Raw genomic sequence first — 15,333 nt, 5'->3', positions numbered from 1 at the left:
GTGAAGCATTGGCCGGAAAAGTGCAGATGAGAAGCGTGTCGAGGCTCTGGACGGCAGCGGTTTCGCTCGTTGTCATGGGCGTTGGACTGTCCTCCGAGGCTTGGAGCGCGACGGCCAGCACTGTCGATGCTATTCGTGCCAGGGGCAAGGTCGTTTGTGGCGTTGCCGACCGTGAGCCGGGCTTCAGCGAAGTCAGCACCCGCGGCACCTGGAGCGGGCTCGACGTCGAATTCTGTTCCGCGCTGGCGGCGGCTGTGCTCGGGAACCGGGACGCGGTCAAATATCTCAGTCTCAACCCCGGCGATCGCTTCAAGTCCCTCCAAGACAACGAAATCGACGTGCTGCTCGGCGCCACGACCTGGACGCTCACCCGGGATACGGAACTCGGAGCGCGTTTTACGAGCCCGCTCTACTACGATGGCCAGGGCTTCATCATTCCGCGAAACCATTCGATCGCAAGCGTCCTCGAGCTTTCCGGCGCCTCGGTCTGTGTCCTGGCGGGTTCGAGCGACGAAACGGCGATCGCCGATTTCTTCGGATCGCGAAAGATGCGCTATCAGCGCATCACGTCCGACCGGTGGGATGATTTGGTCAAGACCTATACGAATGGCGGCTGCACGGTCCTGACAGGCGAGGTATCCCTTCTTGCATACGAAAAGAGCCGCATGTCGAGCGGTTCGGATCAGATGCTGCTTCCGGAAATGATCACGAAGGAGCCTTACGGGCCTGCCGTGCGCGTGGGCGACGACGGCTGGTTCGCAGTCGTCCGCTGGACGTTCATGGCGCTCGTCGCCGCAGAAGAACTGAACATATCGAGTTCCAACGTCGATACGATGAAGTCGTCTCCCTCTCACGAGGTGCGCCGCTTTCTCGGTCTCGATGCCGATCTCGGTGCGCCCCTCGGGTTGGCGCGTGATTGGGCCTATCAAGTCGTCAAGCAGGTTGGCAATTATGGCGAGATCTTCGAGCGCACGCTCGGGCAGGGGTCTTCGTTGAAGCTCGATCGTGGCCTCAACAATTTGTGGAGCAAAGGCGGCCTGATGTACGCGGCGCCATTCCGCTGATAGAAATCTGGCCATTGCCGGAAAAATGCACGCGAGCTCGTGAACCACGAGGTTAGTCATGGGCGACAAGGCAACGCTTGAAACACTGTTGAGCGCCGCCGTTTTTCTGATCCCGATCGCGGTCCTTTTCACCCTCATTTTCTTGCTGTTGTCGCGGCGGCGACGGCCGGGCGCGCAATCGTCAGCCGCGCTGCCTCGAGAACCGTCGAATGAGCAGCCGCAAGCTGAACCGCTGCACGCGTTGTCCCTCGAGCCGAAGCCTCAAACACCGCCGCAGCCTGCCCCTGTCGAAAGCGTTGAAACAATTCTCGAGAAAATAGAGACGGCCCTCGCTCGCGACGAAAAGACCGCGCTTTCCGGCCTCTACTACGAATTGGCGGCGGCTCACGCGCGACGGGGTAACGTCGAGGCGCGCATGGCCGCGTTGCGGTCGGCGGCCGGATATGGCGCGCTCCATGGGCCGCCTGGCGCACACGCTGCAGCTCGCTTAGCGCTGGGAGAGGCAGCACATAGCGCAGGCGACCTGACCACGGCTTGCGAACAGTGGCAAATGGCGCGCACGGCATATCTTCAAGCGGGCGAGGCGGAACATCACGCGCGCATCGAAAAGCGGATGCGGGAAAACGGCTGCCCGACGGATTGGGTTCTCACTGATTTTTGAAATCGAGCGTCGTGCCACCTTGCTCGGTCGGTATGATCGTCGTTGCGCCAGTGGAAGACGGCTGGCCACGCTGGTCATGCGACACCGACATCATGACCTCGACGCTGACGATGTCGCCGTCTTTGATCTGGAAGGCCTTCTGGAAAATATGTCCCCCGGAAGAGGCCGTCACTTCATATTTCCCGGGCGCCAACACATGCGTCGGCAGCGCGCCGACGCTCTCCTTGATCGTTTCGCCGTCCTCGGTCTGTATCGTCCAGCGCGTGTCGGGCATCGCTTCGCCGCCGGACCGCGTGACGAGCTTGAACGTCGCCTTGCCGCCTGAATGTGTGACAGTCGTCTCCGTCAGCTTGCCCGCCTCGACGGTGATATCCGTTTCGATTTTTGCGTTGGCATCGCCATAAAGCGAAACGACACGGTAGATGCCGGAATTGAGCCGGATGATAAGGTTCGGCTTCGCACCCGTGATTACGGCCGAATGGCTTTCGAATTGGTCGCGATCGTCGGCAAAAATGGAATAGGTGACCAAACCGGCCGGAGCTGGCTTCCCGCCGATCAGTGCCGAAAGCCGAAAGCCGCCCGCGTTCAGTACGAACGCTTCGAACGGCGGACCGTCGGCTGCCTTGACGACGATCTTGCGGGTCAGATTGGCCCGTCCGAAAGCGGCGTTGACGGTGTATTCGCCGGGATTGAGCCTGAGGAACGGACTAGCCTCATGTGACTCCATGAGCAGCTTCGATTTCCCCGACTGACCCGCCGATTGAAAAACCCGCCACACCAGTCCTTGATCGATCTGCTGGCCGTCGCCCGTCAGTAACGCGACGAGCTTGACGCCCGGACCTTTCGCGGCCTTGCCGCGCTCGACGGTGGTGGTGTTCTTGCGCTTCTCGATCGATGGACCCCACGGACCGGTCGGCGGCCCGTCAGGGATCGGCTCTTCCGCGAACGAAGGCGTCGCGCCGAAGATCGACAGAAGCACGACGAGGAGCAGAGCCGCAGCGCCGCCGATAAATCCGCGCCGTTGTTGCTGCCCAACTCGCGATCCGCATGATGTCACTGACGCTTCGGTCATCCTGGTCCGATCTCGATCTTCTGGCTTTCACCGGCGCGTACTTCGAATGAAGCCTGCCCGTGCTTGCCGCGCGCATCGAAGCGCACCGTGTAACGGCCGGGAGCCAAAAGCGCTGTCGCCTCCGTGCCGGTGGCACGCCATGTCGGCATACCGCTCTCGTCGGCGACTTCCCAATAGACGTCGCCGGCAGGCAGCGCCTCGCCCGCGGGCGGAGCGAAGTTCACCTCTCCGGCTGCGATGTCGATGATTGCGTTCGCGGGCTTCCGAGCCTCTATGACAACTTCTTTCGTCGCCGAGATGTGTGAGACGACGAGTGACGCGGTGATCCGGTAACGTCCCGGCGACAGGTCGAGCGAGAGATCCGGCCCCATCGCGCGTGCGATACCTGTGCGATCGCCGTCGATGCGGTCGACACGGTAGAAAATGTTCTGATCGGCCTTTGCGGGCGCGCCTGCGACGAGAGCCGAGATCTTGAGGGGCGTGAGGGCGAGTTCCAGCGTTTCGCTCACCGTTTGCCCGGCGCCGACGGCGATGCGCTTGCGAACGTCGCCGCTCTTCGAGCGCGCGCTGACATAGTAGGTGCCCTCGGGAAGGGTGAAACTCGCGTTCGGACTACGCGAGCGCGCGACCTCGCGGCGGCCGTCCGGGCTTTCGGGATCGTCTGCGGAAACAGCGAACAGAACGTCCGGAATGCTGGCGCCGTCCGCCGCGGCCGCGGTGAGATCGAGACGTCCTGTTCCGAGCGAGATGTCGAGCGGCTTGGCGTCTCCGGCAGCGAGTTGAAGGGATTGCGACGAGCGCGCCGCGCCGTCGACAACCGTCAGCGTGTAGGTGTCGGGCTGGAGATAGAGATCGAGCGCGCCATTGCTCGCGATCGCGACCGGCTTGTCGCCGATGGAGACGGTCAAAACGGCGTTGGGAGATGGATTGCCGCCTTTGCTCGAAGTCACGCGCGCGACGAGATGCGCGGCGTTGAACGGCACGATGATGCTTTGCTTGTCTCCATCGGCGATCGTGAGATCCTGACGCGCCATGAGCGAGCCGAGTTCGGCCTCGACCTCGTAGTTGCCGGCCGCGAGCTTGGCGGTGATGTCCTGACCTTCCGATTGGACCAGTGGTGTCTTCTCGCCACCCTTATAAATGCGCCATTTGACCGGAACTGTGAGAAGCGCGCCACCGTCGGCAAGTGCAGCGGAAGCGCGGAGCGATGCGCCCTCGGGCGGCGGCGGGGCCATCGGTTTGCCGTCGCCGGGATTGGGAGCGCCCGCAATCGGCGCGCCCGGCGTTAAAATGGCGAGCCGCGTCGCCTCGTCGATCGCCGCGGTGAGACCGTTTGAATCCACGATGTCGTAGTAACGGCCGCCCGTTGCCTCGGCGATGCACGCCATGCGCGGCCGTTCGTGGGCGGGAATGCCGATGCCTATGACTTGAACGGCGACACCCGGCGACGTCTTTGCAAACCCGGCGGCGACGGCGCACGCATCTTGCCGGCAATTGTCCGCACCATCTCCGATGAAGACGATCTGCGCCGGACGCGATTGTCCGATTGCGGTCATGGCAACCGTGAGTGCGGAGGTGAGTGGACCGGGGCCCCGCGGATTGAGCTTGGCGATTGGATCGAGAACGGCTTGGCGAGGACTGTCGGGTCCGGCGATCAATTCCACGTCGTTGCAGTCGCCGCGGCGGCGGTGCCCAAATGAAACGAGGCCCAGCCGCGTCGAATTCGGCACGGCGAGCAGGCTGCCGAGTTTCTCGCGCACGATATCGATCTTGGCGCGGTTATCGGGCGGCAGCCGCGCCCACATCGATCCCGACCCATCGAGCACGACCATCGCTGTCGGCGCGTCGCTGCTGAACGCTGATCCGGACGCGATCAAAGGAACCGCCGCCACGGCAGCCGCGACAAATTTCAAAAAAACCCGGCGCATTTTATCTCCACGCCCATTTTTCGCTCATTGTGTCGATTCTGACTGTAATGGGCCGCTTGTAACAGGCCGGAGCCTCGTATAGCGAGACGGACACGAATAAGTACGGAACATGACATGAATCCCGCTATTTTTGAATTTCTTGCGGCAAGACGGTCAGTGAAGCCGGATAGGCTCGCCGCACCGGGACCGAACGCCGAGGAACTGCAGAAAATCCTCACGACCGGCGCGCGCGTTCCCGACCACAAGAAGCTCTCGCCCTGGCGCTTTATTGTTTTCGAAGGCGACGCCCGCAAGGCAGCCGGCGAAATCTTCGCCAAAGCCTGTGAGAAAGAAGATCGTCAGGCGCCGTCGCCGATCCGCCTCGAAACCGAGCGCGGTCGGTTCCTTCGCTCGCCCGTCGTCGTCGCCGTCGTGTCAGCCGTGAAGCCGAAGCCCGGCGCACCGGAATGGGAGCAGGTCCTGTCCGTCGGCGCGCTCTGCTTCAACCTCTGTCTCGTGGCGAATGCGCTCGGTTTCGGCACGTCTTGGATCAGCGAGTGGATTGCCTATAGCCCGACCGTGCGCGAGGCGCTGGGCCTTGCCGAAAACGAGAAGATCGCTGGCTTCATCTACATCGGCACGCCGATGGAGAAGCCTGAAGAGCGCGAACGCCCGAACATCGACGCGCTTGTCCGCCACTGGCCGACGTCGGAAGCGGGTTAACAACCTGTTAACCACAACGTGCGACCGTTGGGAAATACGCGTTAGCGATCCTGATTCGTGGCGGCGGGATCAGCACCGCCATGCCCGAAGAACGGGATGCAGCACTTGACCAAATCATGGCCCTCCGCCGGTGCTCCGAGGCACCTGTAGGAGGGCCAGTCGGTTTTTGGGGCCGGTCTGCGCCCGGCGGCCGGCTCGCGGAACGCGAGTCGCCTGGCGCCACTAAAAATTGCCCGGCGGCCGGCTCGCGGAACGCGAGAGCCTGGCGCAAGCAAAAAACTAAAACCTGAACTGCTCGGTCAGGATGCGCTCCTCGAGCCCATGTTCGCGGTCGAACATCATGAAAAGCTCGATGGCGCGGGCCTGCTCGATTTCGACTTTCACCACGTGGCGGGTCTCGAAGTGATCGGCCACGGCGCTGACCGGCCGCTTCTCCTCCTCGAGAACGGTGATTGTAATGTGCACCCGGTTGGGGACGAGGGCGCCGCGCCAGCGCCTCGGCCGAAAAGGGCTGATGGGCGTTACCGCCAGAAGCTGTGACTTGATCGGCAGAATGGGTCCGTGCGCCGACAGATTGTAGGCGGTCGAACCGGCAGGCGTCGAAACCAGAACCCCGTCGCAAATCAACTCTTCGAGCCGCACCTTGCCATCGATGGCGATCTGCAACTTGGCGGCCTGATAGCGCTGGCGAAAGAGCGAGATCTCGTTGATCGCCAAGCTCTTGTGCGCCTTCCCCGCCGAGTCGGTCGCGATCATCGACAGCGGGTGAATGCGGCTAATCTCGGCAGCCTGCAGCCGCTCGATCAGATTGTCTTCCTTATAGTCGTTCATAAGGAAGCCGACCGAACCCCGGTTCATCCCGTAAATAGGAATCTTGTCGTTGATGAAACGGTGTAGCGTCTGCAACATGAAGCCGTCACCGCCGAGCGCGACGATGGCATCGGCTTCGTTGGGTTCGGTCTCGCCGTAACGCTTGATCAACGCCGCCTGTGCTTCGATCGCCTCGGGAACCTCGCTCGCGACGAAGGCGATGCGTTCGAACTTGTGCTTTTCTTTCGGCATCTAGGCCCTTGGGTTCATGAGGGGTCGCGCAACAAGGCAGGGAAGCTCGCCCAAGTGTCGACAAACGACAAGCCCCCCTCGCGGGATATCGGAGAGGAGCCCCGGGCGCCAGCCGGCGATGTGGTGATGATTTATGCCACGTTCCCGGACCGGTCCGCGGCCTTGGCGCTGGGCCGGGACCTGGTCGAGCAGGGTCTGGCCGGGTGCATCAACGTGCTGCCCGCGATGACGTCGATCTATGTCTGGAAGGGCGAAACGGAAACCGCCGAAGAGGCCGTGTTGATCGCCAAGCTCTCCCGCCAGGGGGCCGATCGCGCCGTCGCGCATATCGTCGCCAATCATCCCTACGAGACGCCCGCGGTCCTCGTCGTTCCGGTGGTCGGAGGAAGTTCCGATTATCTGAACTGGGTCATCAGCGGCACGCGTCCGTGACGACCCGCATCGGGCGCGATCAATAGATGCCGCCGAGCGACTGCATGATATTGTAGCGCATGGTCCCGGGCCTGGGATCGCCACGCCGGCCCCGCCCCGATGAAGCATATTTTCGTCTCGGCCGATTTTCGTCATAGGACCGCCGGGAGGACTTGGACTTCACGGCACGCGCATTCGCGTCATCATCCTCGATGGCGATGGGAGCCGCGTTGGTGTCCCCACGCGCGTCGGCAGAGAGATCATCCGTATCTCCGCTCTCGCCAAGCGCTGCAACTTTCGGAGAGAGATCGGCTGCCGCATCGCTCGTCGGCGGGAGGAGTGTCATGATCTTCCATCCCTGAGAGGCCGGCGCGGCACTGGCAGCGGCACCGTTCGGCGGAGGCAGCGGCGCAGCCTCGACGGGGGCAGCTCCGATCGACATCCGCCCCGGCGGCAGCTCCGGGCGTGGCGCAGCTGGAATCTCCGCGACCTTCTCATTCTGAAGCCAGGGAAGCTTTTCAGGCTCCGCCGTCACTGTCGGCTCGTTATTGCCGGAGAGACGCGCCGCGGCCAGTCTGCGCTCCTCGAGGCGCTTGGATCGCTTCGTCGCCTGAGCGACGACCGCGCGCGGCACGCAACGGCCGCCGTCGGCGATCTGGCCAGCAGGACATTCGGCGGAGCACACGAGGTCATGGTGGCTCTGCACGAGGGCGAGCAACACGTAATCGGGATTGTCGGTTGGAAGCGTGGCGTTGGCGCGATCCATGAATGCCGCCATGGCGCGTCGCGTCGACCCGTTCCATGCGCCGGTAATCTCTCCCTCATAGCAGCCGACGCGTTTCAACTCGCGCTGCAGATCGCTCGCCAGTTCGGCCCGCGTTTCGGGATCGCCGGGCTCTGCTGACTTGAGAGGTGTCGAGACGGCACGCGACGTCACCACGGTGGTCCACGTTGCGGGCTTCTGCGGAGAGGCAACCGAAACACGGGCGCCTTCGTCGGGGATCACCTCATGAAATACGGGAGACGCGGCCGAAAAAATCCTGCTTCCGCCATCGCTCCGATAGTCACGGTCCGGCGCCGCCGAGATGCGCGTGACTTCGGTGAGGTCTGCGGTGTGATCGGATGCCGGAAAAAGATAGCTGTATGTAACGAGCAGGGAAGTCGCCGTCAGCAACAGCACTCCACCGAGACGCGGCATGGCGCAAACTCCACTCAACTCTACTGCACGTAGCCTGCGCCGGTAACGCCGGGTGCGAAGCTTCTCACGTACGCGATGGAGAATGCATCGCCGGCAAGACTTGGTAAACGGGAATCACGAGCACCCCATGGTGGCGCCGTGGAGCGTCCCAAAAGCCTCACCCGGTTGTTGCGCCCGAACGTCGCTTTGCACGGATCGTCCGCCACATTTCAGCCGTGCATAAGCCTCGGGCGACCGGTGCAAAACCTCTTGATAACCGGAGTTTTTCAACCGCTGGCGGCGCTTCGAATGCTCAGGCTGAGACCATCGCGGAGCTCCGGTACTCGAATACTAGAATTCTGATTCTTCTCGCGATTCGATGATTCCCATCACGGTCCGACTCAGTTACGCGTGAAGGAGAGGGGAGTTTAATTGCGTAGTTTTCCACCCTCGGCCTGTCTTGAGGATAAGAATTATCCACCTCTGATTTCTTGCGGCGAAATCGTGGCGATACTTTGAGGCAGCGTTGAGAGTGGCAGCTCTGGTTTGCTTGGTTGCGCGGTCTCCGCGTCGCTCGTCTGCCGATGTCATGGGGATGACATCGGAGCTCACAGCCGATCGAAGAGGACATCATTTGCAGCCATGCCCGTTGTGCGTTCCGGAGCCTGGTCGGCGCCTCCCTCGGGCGCAAGGACCACAAGACGAAGTGGCCGGTATTGTATTCGCGTAACCGAACCGGCCTTCACAGGAGAGGGCACACGATGAGACACGTTTTAGGCGTGTTGGGTGTTCTAGCAGCAGGCGTATTGCTCGCCGTATCAGCTGCTATGAACTGGCGTTTTGGCTTCAGTCTCGGAAGAACCGAGCTGGACGGCCAAATCTACGGCGCAGCATCTGCTGCGGCCGACTGCATGAAAGCACTGGTACCGTTTTTCTTCTTTGCCGCAGTTCGAAATAGAATCTGGTCGCAGGCGGCTGCGTCGGCGCTTGTCTGGGTGGTCGTGACGGCCTACTCGATGACATCTGCGCTCGGACACGCAGCGTTGAACCGCTTCGATTCGACCGGGCAGCGTGCTCAGGAAGCTCAAACCTATCAAGATTTGAGAGGTGAGCTGAAGCGTGCGCAGGAGCAGGCCGGATGGATCCCTCAGCATCGACCCTTCGAGGCGGTGCAGAGCCAGATCGACGGCATGAAAATGCAGAAGGCCTGGCAATGGTCGGACGGCTGTAAGAACGTCAATTCGAAAACCGAACGGACATTCTGCCAACAGTTGACGGCTCTCGACTCCGAGCTTGCGTCCGCAAGCGCGGCGAAGCAGGCCGAAGCCCGTATCGCCGAACTCACGGCGAAGGTCGATGCTACCGCAGGTTCGCCTGCTCTCTCCGAAGCTGATCCGCAAGCCAAGGTTCTGACCGAACTTGCGAACGCGTTCTTCCCGAACATCAAGATGGAAAACGTTCAGATGGCGTTGACGTTGTTCGTCGCGCTGCTGCTCGAGATCGGATCTGGGTTCGGGATGTACGTCGCATTCAGCCAGTGGCGTCTGTATGATCGCCAGCCAATGCCTGTCACGCCCAGAATGGCGCTGACGGAGGAAAGCACCGCTGCGGCAGCGGTGGCGGTTCCGGTGCTCACACCGATTACCGTTGAAACGAAAAAGCCGCGTTCTGGCGCCAACGACAACCGGTCGATCGAGATCCCTCTCGAAGCACCCGTTGCCTCGACGCCCGCAATCGAAGCTCAACCCGCTGAAGTGCATCAGGTTGAGACCAAGGTTGCAGAAAGCCGCAGCACGATGCCCGTCAGGCGTCTTGCCCCGGAAACCAACACTGAACGTTTCTACAAGGAGAACATCGAGGTCCGTGATGGATCAAGCGTTACGGCTACTGAACTCTACGAGGATTATTGTTCATGGTGTGAATCTAAGAACAAGGAACCCGCAGCACTTCCGAGCTTTGCAAGAGAATTTGCAGACCTTGGCGTGAAGAAGGAAAAGGTAGCCGGCCGAGTGCGCTACATCGGTATCGCACTGAAGTCCGACATGGTTCTCGAGGAGGCTATGAAACCGCCTCTCTTCGGCACTGTTGCAGCCTAGCGCTGCTTCGTGAATGTGAGGCCCGCCTCGGCGGGCCTTTTTTCTTGCAAGTTTCCAACTTTCGACGGCCCGCTCAATGCGGGCCTTTTTTTTGTTTCGCGGACTGCGGTTGAACGGCTCGCCCTCCGGCGGGTCTTTTGCTTTTTAGAGGCAGGCGTCCGCCGCCTTTCACTTTTTCGAGTTGTGCAATGTTGTGATCGTCGCCCCGGGTGTTCCCTCCTGGCGCTTGTCAGGACGGTGTGAAACACTCCAGCGTACACGCCGCAGGTCGAATGCGACGCGCCCTCCAACACTTGAGAGGTCTGCCATGCCCAAAGGCCAACAGCGTTCGAATAAGGAAATCCGCAAGCCTAAGAAGAGCGCCGCTGCGAAACCGCAGCCCTCGACGAGCTCCGTAACCGCGACGTTTGCGAAATCGCAGAAGAGCGGAAAACACTGACCCGCCGATCCAAGTTTTCGAAAAGGGCCTGCTGCAAGCGGGCCCTTTTTATTTTGCGCTGAACGCCGCGACTAGACACGACCGGACGGCTGACAATCACAACACCGGGTCGCCGCTAGGCGCAGCCGGCCACCTTCACCGCAAACGCGTAGTTGAACGCGGTATCCTTCAGCCCGTCGAACCGTCCCGAAGCGCCACCGTGGCCCGCGCCCATGTTGGTCTTGAGAAGCACGAGGTTGTCGCTTGTGTTGAGCTGGCGGAGCTTCGCGATCCACTTCGCTGGCTCCCAATATGTCACGCGCGGATCGGTGAGGCCGGCGAGAGCGAGAATGTGCGGATAGCCCTTCGCCTCGACATTGTCGTAGGGCGAGTAGCTGCGGATATAGTCGAAGTCCTCCTTGCTCGCGAGCGGATTGCCCCACTCGGGCCACTCGGGCGGCGTAAGCGGCAGATCCTTGTCGAGCATCGTGTTCAAAACGTCAACGAACGGCACGTCGGCGATGATCGCGAGGAAAAGGTCGGGGGCCATATTGGCGATCGCGCCCATCAGCATCCCGCCAGCGGATCCGCCGTTGGCGACGATCCGGCCACGCTGCGTGAAGCCTTCCGAAATCAGATGTTCGCCGGCAGCGATGAAGTCGGTGAAAGTATTCTTCTTCTTCTTCATCTTGCCGTCGGTGTACCAGCGATAGCCCTTGTCCTTGCCGCCGCGAATGTGCGCGATCGCAAAGATGAAACCCCGGTCGACGAGCGACAGCCGTCCCGTCGAGAACGACGCCGGCATGGCAATGCCATAGGCGCCGTATCCGTAAAGAAAAAGCGGCGCCGAGCCGTCGAGCGGTGTCGTCTTTTTGTAGAGCAAGGTTACGGGAACGAGTTCGCCGTCCTTAGCCGGTGCGAGCAGCCGCCGCGTCACGTACTCTGACGGATTGTGCCCGCTCGGAATTTCCTGCCGCTTGCGCAACGTCCGCTCGCGGGTCGCCATGTCGTAGTCGTAGGTCTCCGCCGGCGTCGTCATCGACGAATAGGTGAAGCGGATCCGCGTCGTATCGAACTCGTATCCCGAACTCAGCCCGAGCGCATAAGCTTCTTCGTCGAATGCGATCGTATGCTCGCCGCTGTAATCGAGAAATTCATCGTCACCAGGCTTCAGCGGCGTGACGACGATGCGCGGCAGGCTCTCTTCGCGTTCGAGACGCGTCATGAAGTTCTGAAATACGCTGACGTCGATGATCAGGCGCCCGGGCTTGTGCGAGACGATTTCCCGCCAGTTCGCTTCCCCCGGATTTTCGACGGGCGCCGTGACGATGCGGAAATCTTCTGCGCCTTCCGAATTCGTCGCGATGATAAGCTTCGCGCCGTGATGTTCGACGTTGTATTGGTGTCCGACGCGCCGGGCGGCAACGAGCCTCGGAGCTGCGTCTGCCCTCTCGGCATCGATGAGCCGCACTTCGCTCGTCTCGTGATCGTGGATGTCGATGAGGATGAACTTCCGCGATTGCGTCGACGACAATCCGACGAAGAAGCCGGAATCGGGTTCGGCGTAAACGAGCTTGTCTTCCGAGGCCGGTGTTCCGAGCGCGTGACTGTAGACAAAGAGCGGCCGCTGATGCTCGTCGACCTTGATGTAGAAGAGCGTCTTCCCGTCGCTCGACCACTCGAGGCCGCCGTGGGTATCGGGGATTTCGTCCGCGAGATCCTGGCCCGTCGTGAGATCGCGGACGCGGACCGTGTAAAGCTCTGAGCCCTTGTCGTCGATCGCATAGGCGAAGAGCTTATGATCGCCGGAGTGGGCCGTGGCGCCGAGATCCCAATAGCCCTTCCCCTCGGATTCCTTGTTGCCGTCGAGAAGCACTTCCGGCTCGTCCACCGAACCGCCGCGGGGGATACGGCAGAGCTGCGCGTACTGCCCGCCTTTGACGAAGCGCGGGAAGTATTCGTAGGGGCCGTCGGGCTGCGGAACCTGCCGGTCGTCTTCCTTGAGACGCGCCTTCATTTCCTGGAACAAGGTGGCTTGCAGCGCGTCCGTGTCGGCAAGCATCGCCTTCGTGTAGGCGTTCTCGGCTTCGAGATGCGACCGGATGTTCGCGGCAAGAGTGTCGGGCTTGCGCATGACCTCCTGCCAGTTGGCCGCGCGAAGCCAGCCGTAGTCGTCGCTGACGGAAACGCCGTGGTGCGTCGCGACCGTCGTCACGCGCTCCGCGACCGGCGGGCGCGGCTGGGCCGCAGCCTCGTCTTTGATCGCAGCAGGCGTCTTCGTTTGGCCGGTCATGGGGTGCGGACCTTTTTTGGTGAAGGGAACGGATTTGGCTTCTTCTTGACCGGCCGCGCCCGCGCGTCAACGCGCGAACATGACGGAGTAATGATCAAATGAAGATGGGGGATCGCCAAGCATTAGCGATGTCGTAATCTAAACAGAGGCCGAGATTGACAGGGAAGTCGTCCTGTAGTCAAAGCTTTCGCAAGTGAAATGGAGTTGATCTCCTAGTCTTTTAAGTGGTTTTGAGATCCGCGACGGGCTTTGCCAGTAACGGTTATGCAGGGCAAAGGCGGGATGTGGACATGGATGGGCGTGCGGTGCCGGATTCTCGGTCGCCAGAGGAAGCGGAAGTCAAACGAATGGAAAGTTCAGCCTCCCCCGAACTCGTGACGATCACGGCGACGATCGTCGCCGCCTACGTCAGCAACAATTCGATCTCGTCAACCGAACTGCCGGGTTTGATTGCTGAAACCCACGCCGCTTTGAGCCGGGCCGCGGGCCGCACCGTTCCGCAGGAGCGGGAAGAGGCGAAGCCGAAGGTCGCGGTGAAGAAATCGGTCATGCCGGATTTCATCATCTGCCTCGAAGATGGCAAGAAGTTCAAATCGCTGAAGCGTCATTTGCGGACGCACTACAACTTGTCGCCGGAAGAGTACCGCGAGAAGTGGGGCCTGCCGCCTGACTATCCGATGGTCGCGCCGAATTATGCCAATGCGCGCTCCCAACTCGCCAAGAAGATGGGCCTTGGCACCCGCAGGGAGAAGTAGCGGCACGCGCCGGGAAAAATAGCGGTCATCGAAAATATCAGCTTGTGCTGTCGAAGGACTGGCGCCGGCCGATGACGCGGCAACTATCGTTTATGAGTTAATTGTTCCACGCCGCCGCGAACACGATTTCCGATTTCGGAAAGTTCGAGCGCGACGAGCGATCGGCGTTCCTCCTTGAGCAAGTGATTGAGGCGAGCGTGACGCGCAACGTCGTATGCCGCGTTGCATGCGAGCCCGCGCCGCCGCTCCTTTCTGATCTCGCGCTCGATGAGGGCGACCAGCTTTTTCCTCCCTTCTGTGCTTCGGTCAGCGAGATCTTTTGGCCAGGCCGGTAAGAGCTGCGAAGCGTCGGGTGCACAATTGGACTCTGAATTGCGATGACGCCCGCGCCGCGTATTTCTAGGCGCTCTGGTGTCTCGTATCGAAACGCGATTTTGCATGCCGCGGACTGTGCGGCGGTCGCGAGATGCGGGGATATCTTTCTGAGATTGCTATCCCGTTAGGGTGAATACGAGCGGCCACAAAAAACTTATCCCCGCGATGTGACCGGGCCGTATCCTCCTCATGCAATGGAACAGATAGCGTCTTCAGTTCTGACTCGGAACATCGTCGGAGCTACCGCCGAGGATGGCAGCATCGATGGCTCGATACTCGGACCACGCGTACGCTTGATCTTGCGCGGCTCGGCGTCGCCTTCGCCTGTGCAGCAAGATCAGTCCACGTCCAATCTTAATCTCACGCAGGGCGAACATCGCCACCGCTGCGCGCGCCTCGCGATCGATGTTGCGATTTCGAACGTTTTTGGCGTCGGTTCGGAAGGACTTTGGCACGGTACGCGCGGCGTCAAAGACGTTGCAGAGGCGCGGCAGGTGGCCATGTATCTCGCTCACGTCTGTTGCCGCATGACGCTGACCGAGGTCGGAGCCATGTTCGGCCGCGACCGGACGACGGTCGCTCATGCCTGCCTCAAAGTCGAATGCCGGCGCGACAATCCAGCGTTCGATCGCGCGCTCGACGTGCTCGGATGGGCATTGCCCACGCTGGTGATGCACGAAGTTCGCTCCGGCGCCGAGAAATCTTCCCTCCACACCAAGGATCAGTAATGCAAGTAAGATCGTCTCGCGCTCGCAGTGTTTCGCAGAGTGCGGAGCATCAAGCGCCCGAACGCAATCTCGCGGAAAGCCCGCTTGCGTGGCTCGCGCGGCGCAAGGACAAGGACGGTCAGCCGATGCTCACCGATGCCGAGTTCGATGCAGGCGAAAAACTCCGCGCCGATTTCTGGTTTGCGCAAATGACCCCGCGCGTCACGACCAACTGGTCGTCGTTCCTGAGTGGGGGAGGCGGCACCAGAGGCGCGCCGGACATCGGGCCGGATATTCGTGATTCAGTTATAGCGGCGCACGAGCGGGTCAAACGCGCGCTCGCAGCAGTCGGCCCCGACCTCGCCGGAGTTTTGATCGACGTCTGCTGCCATTTGAAGGGGCTCGAAGCGAGCGAGAAGGCGAGCGGCTGGCCGCAACGGTCCGGCAAGATCATTCTGCAAATCGCGCTACGCCAGCTCGCCCGGCATTACGGAATGCTTCCTCCGCCGCCGGAGGCGAATGATCACAGACCGGTGCGCGTAAGGCATTGGGGCGCGAGCGACTACCGCCCCGCGATTGATCCAGACCAAGTCTGAGCCCAGATCCGGGCGA

General features: G+C 61.4%; 13 protein-coding genes. 8 read left to right on the top strand and 5 right to left on the bottom strand.

Annotated elements, in window-relative coordinates; translation table 11 throughout:
• Positions 1 to 26: 26 nt before the first annotated feature.
• Entirely contained in the window at positions 27 to 1,064 is a 1,038-nt protein-coding gene (locus K2Q04_RS06435) for an amino acid ABC transporter substrate-binding protein (RefSeq protein ID WP_291160843.1), read from the top strand.
• Between the two features lie 58 nt (positions 1,065 to 1,122).
• The gene (locus K2Q04_RS06430; RefSeq protein ID WP_291160840.1) at positions 1,123 to 1,725 is read left to right on the top strand and encodes a hypothetical protein; all 603 of its coding nucleotides are present in this window, start codon (positions 1,123 to 1,125) and stop codon (positions 1,723 to 1,725) included.
• Here the strand turns inward: K2Q04_RS06430 and K2Q04_RS06425 are convergent.
• Both K2Q04_RS06425 and K2Q04_RS06420 read right to left on the bottom strand, forming a co-directional pair.
• On the bottom strand, positions 1,712 to 2,797 hold the full coding sequence (locus K2Q04_RS06425) for a hypothetical protein (protein ID WP_291160837.1): 1,086 nt from the start codon (positions 2,795 to 2,797) through the stop codon (positions 1,712 to 1,714). The two genes, K2Q04_RS06430 and K2Q04_RS06425, sit on opposite strands and share 14 nt — an antisense overlap.
• On the bottom strand, positions 2,794 to 4,725 hold the full coding sequence (locus K2Q04_RS06420) for a VWA domain-containing protein (protein ID WP_291160834.1): 1,932 nt from the start codon (positions 4,723 to 4,725) through the stop codon (positions 2,794 to 2,796). Before K2Q04_RS06420 ends, K2Q04_RS06425 begins: the two co-directional genes overlap by 4 nt.
• A 114-nt stretch (positions 4,726 to 4,839) precedes the next feature.
• Between K2Q04_RS06420 and K2Q04_RS06415 the strand changes: the two genes are divergently transcribed.
• On the top strand, positions 4,840 to 5,427 hold the full coding sequence (locus K2Q04_RS06415) for a nitroreductase (RefSeq protein WP_291160831.1): 588 nt from the start codon (positions 4,840 to 4,842) through the stop codon (positions 5,425 to 5,427).
• Between the two features lie 279 nt (positions 5,428 to 5,706).
• Here the strand turns inward: K2Q04_RS06415 and K2Q04_RS06410 are convergent, their stop codons facing one another.
• The gene (locus tag K2Q04_RS06410) at positions 5,707 to 6,489 is read right to left on the bottom strand and encodes an NAD kinase (protein ID WP_291160829.1); all 783 of its coding nucleotides are present in this window, start codon (positions 6,487 to 6,489) and stop codon (positions 5,707 to 5,709) included.
• A 54-nt stretch (positions 6,490 to 6,543) separates the two neighbouring features.
• Between K2Q04_RS06410 and cutA the strand changes: the two genes are divergently transcribed.
• On the top strand, positions 6,544 to 6,921 hold the full coding sequence (cutA, locus tag K2Q04_RS06405; RefSeq protein WP_291160826.1) for a divalent-cation tolerance protein CutA: 378 nt from the start codon (positions 6,544 to 6,546) through the stop codon (positions 6,919 to 6,921).
• A 19-nt stretch (positions 6,922 to 6,940) separates the two neighbouring features.
• On the opposite strand, the gene K2Q04_RS06400 is transcribed toward cutA, so the two are convergent.
• Positions 6,941 to 8,098 carry a putative peptidoglycan binding domain-containing protein gene (locus K2Q04_RS06400; RefSeq protein ID WP_291160823.1) on the bottom strand — a complete coding sequence of 386 codons (1,158 nt, stop codon included), beginning with the start codon at positions 8,096 to 8,098 and terminating at the stop codon, positions 6,941 to 6,943.
• Positions 8,099 to 8,838: 740 nt separating this feature from the next.
• Between K2Q04_RS06400 and K2Q04_RS06395 the strand changes: the two genes are divergently transcribed.
• Positions 8,839 to 10,173, top strand: coding sequence for a hypothetical protein (locus K2Q04_RS06395; RefSeq protein WP_291160821.1), 1,335 nt, complete (start codon positions 8,839 to 8,841; stop codon positions 10,171 to 10,173).
• 554 nt (positions 10,174 to 10,727) lie between these two features.
• Here the strand turns inward: K2Q04_RS06395 and K2Q04_RS06390 are convergent.
• Complete coding sequence (locus K2Q04_RS06390; RefSeq protein ID WP_291160818.1) at positions 10,728 to 12,884, bottom strand: S9 family peptidase; 2,157 nt, start codon at positions 12,882 to 12,884, stop codon at positions 10,728 to 10,730.
• 347 nt (positions 12,885 to 13,231) lie between these two features.
• Here K2Q04_RS06390 and K2Q04_RS06385 point away from each other — a divergent pair, with 347 nt between their 5' ends.
• The 3 genes from K2Q04_RS06385 (at position 13,232) to K2Q04_RS06375 (ending at position 15,317) form a co-directional block, all read left to right on the top strand.
• Complete coding sequence (locus K2Q04_RS06385) at positions 13,232 to 13,639, top strand: MucR family transcriptional regulator (protein ID WP_092868095.1); 408 nt, start codon at positions 13,232 to 13,234, stop codon at positions 13,637 to 13,639.
• 569 nt (positions 13,640 to 14,208) lie between these two features.
• The gene (locus tag K2Q04_RS06380; RefSeq protein WP_291160815.1) at positions 14,209 to 14,742 is read left to right on the top strand and encodes a helix-turn-helix domain-containing protein; all 534 of its coding nucleotides are present in this window, start codon (positions 14,209 to 14,211) and stop codon (positions 14,740 to 14,742) included.
• Positions 14,742 to 15,317: a DUF6456 domain-containing protein gene (locus tag K2Q04_RS06375; RefSeq protein ID WP_291160813.1), complete on the top strand. Its 576-nt coding sequence runs from the start codon at positions 14,742 to 14,744 to the stop codon at positions 15,315 to 15,317. Before K2Q04_RS06380 ends, K2Q04_RS06375 begins: the two co-directional genes overlap by 1 nt.
• Positions 15,318 to 15,333: the final 16 nt, after the last annotated feature.

The sequence above is a fragment of the Hyphomicrobium sp. genome (genome assembly GCF_019753045.1).
In the GTDB taxonomy this organism is placed as follows: Bacteria; Pseudomonadota; Alphaproteobacteria; order Rhizobiales; family Hyphomicrobiaceae; genus Hyphomicrobium_B.
Note: the sequence above shows the minus strand (reverse complement) of the source record. Positions and strands in the feature narration are given on the sequence as shown.

What these genes read in the sequence shown, in the direction of transcription:
- K2Q04_RS06435 (WP_291160843.1), top strand. Translation starts at nt 27, where the DNA reads ATGAGAAGCGTGTCGAGGCTCTGGACGGCAGCGGTTTCGCTCGTTGTC.
- K2Q04_RS06430 (WP_291160840.1), top strand. Translation starts at nt 1,123, where the DNA reads ATGGGCGACAAGGCAACGCTTGAAACACTGTTGAGCGCCGCCGTTTTT.
- K2Q04_RS06425 (WP_291160837.1), bottom strand. Translation starts at nt 2,797, where the DNA reads ATGACCGAAGCGTCAGTGACATCATGCGGATCGCGAGTTGGGCAGCAA.
- K2Q04_RS06420 (WP_291160834.1), bottom strand. Translation starts at nt 4,725, where the DNA reads ATGCGCCGGGTTTTTTTGAAATTTGTCGCGGCTGCCGTGGCGGCGGTT.
- K2Q04_RS06415 (WP_291160831.1), top strand. Translation starts at nt 4,840, where the DNA reads ATGAATCCCGCTATTTTTGAATTTCTTGCGGCAAGACGGTCAGTGAAG.
- K2Q04_RS06410 (WP_291160829.1), bottom strand. Translation starts at nt 6,489, where the DNA reads ATGCCGAAAGAAAAGCACAAGTTCGAACGCATCGCCTTCGTCGCGAGC.
- K2Q04_RS06400 (WP_291160823.1), bottom strand. Translation starts at nt 8,098, where the DNA reads ATGCCGCGTCTCGGTGGAGTGCTGTTGCTGACGGCGACTTCCCTGCTC.
- K2Q04_RS06395 (WP_291160821.1), top strand. Translation starts at nt 8,839, where the DNA reads ATGAGACACGTTTTAGGCGTGTTGGGTGTTCTAGCAGCAGGCGTATTG.
- K2Q04_RS06390 (WP_291160818.1), bottom strand. Translation starts at nt 12,884, where the DNA reads ATGACCGGCCAAACGAAGACGCCTGCTGCGATCAAAGACGAGGCTGCG.
- K2Q04_RS06385 (WP_092868095.1), top strand. Translation starts at nt 13,232, where the DNA reads ATGGAAAGTTCAGCCTCCCCCGAACTCGTGACGATCACGGCGACGATC.
- K2Q04_RS06380 (WP_291160815.1), top strand. Translation starts at nt 14,209, where the DNA reads ATGGAACAGATAGCGTCTTCAGTTCTGACTCGGAACATCGTCGGAGCT.
- K2Q04_RS06375 (WP_291160813.1), top strand. Translation starts at nt 14,742, where the DNA reads ATGCAAGTAAGATCGTCTCGCGCTCGCAGTGTTTCGCAGAGTGCGGAG.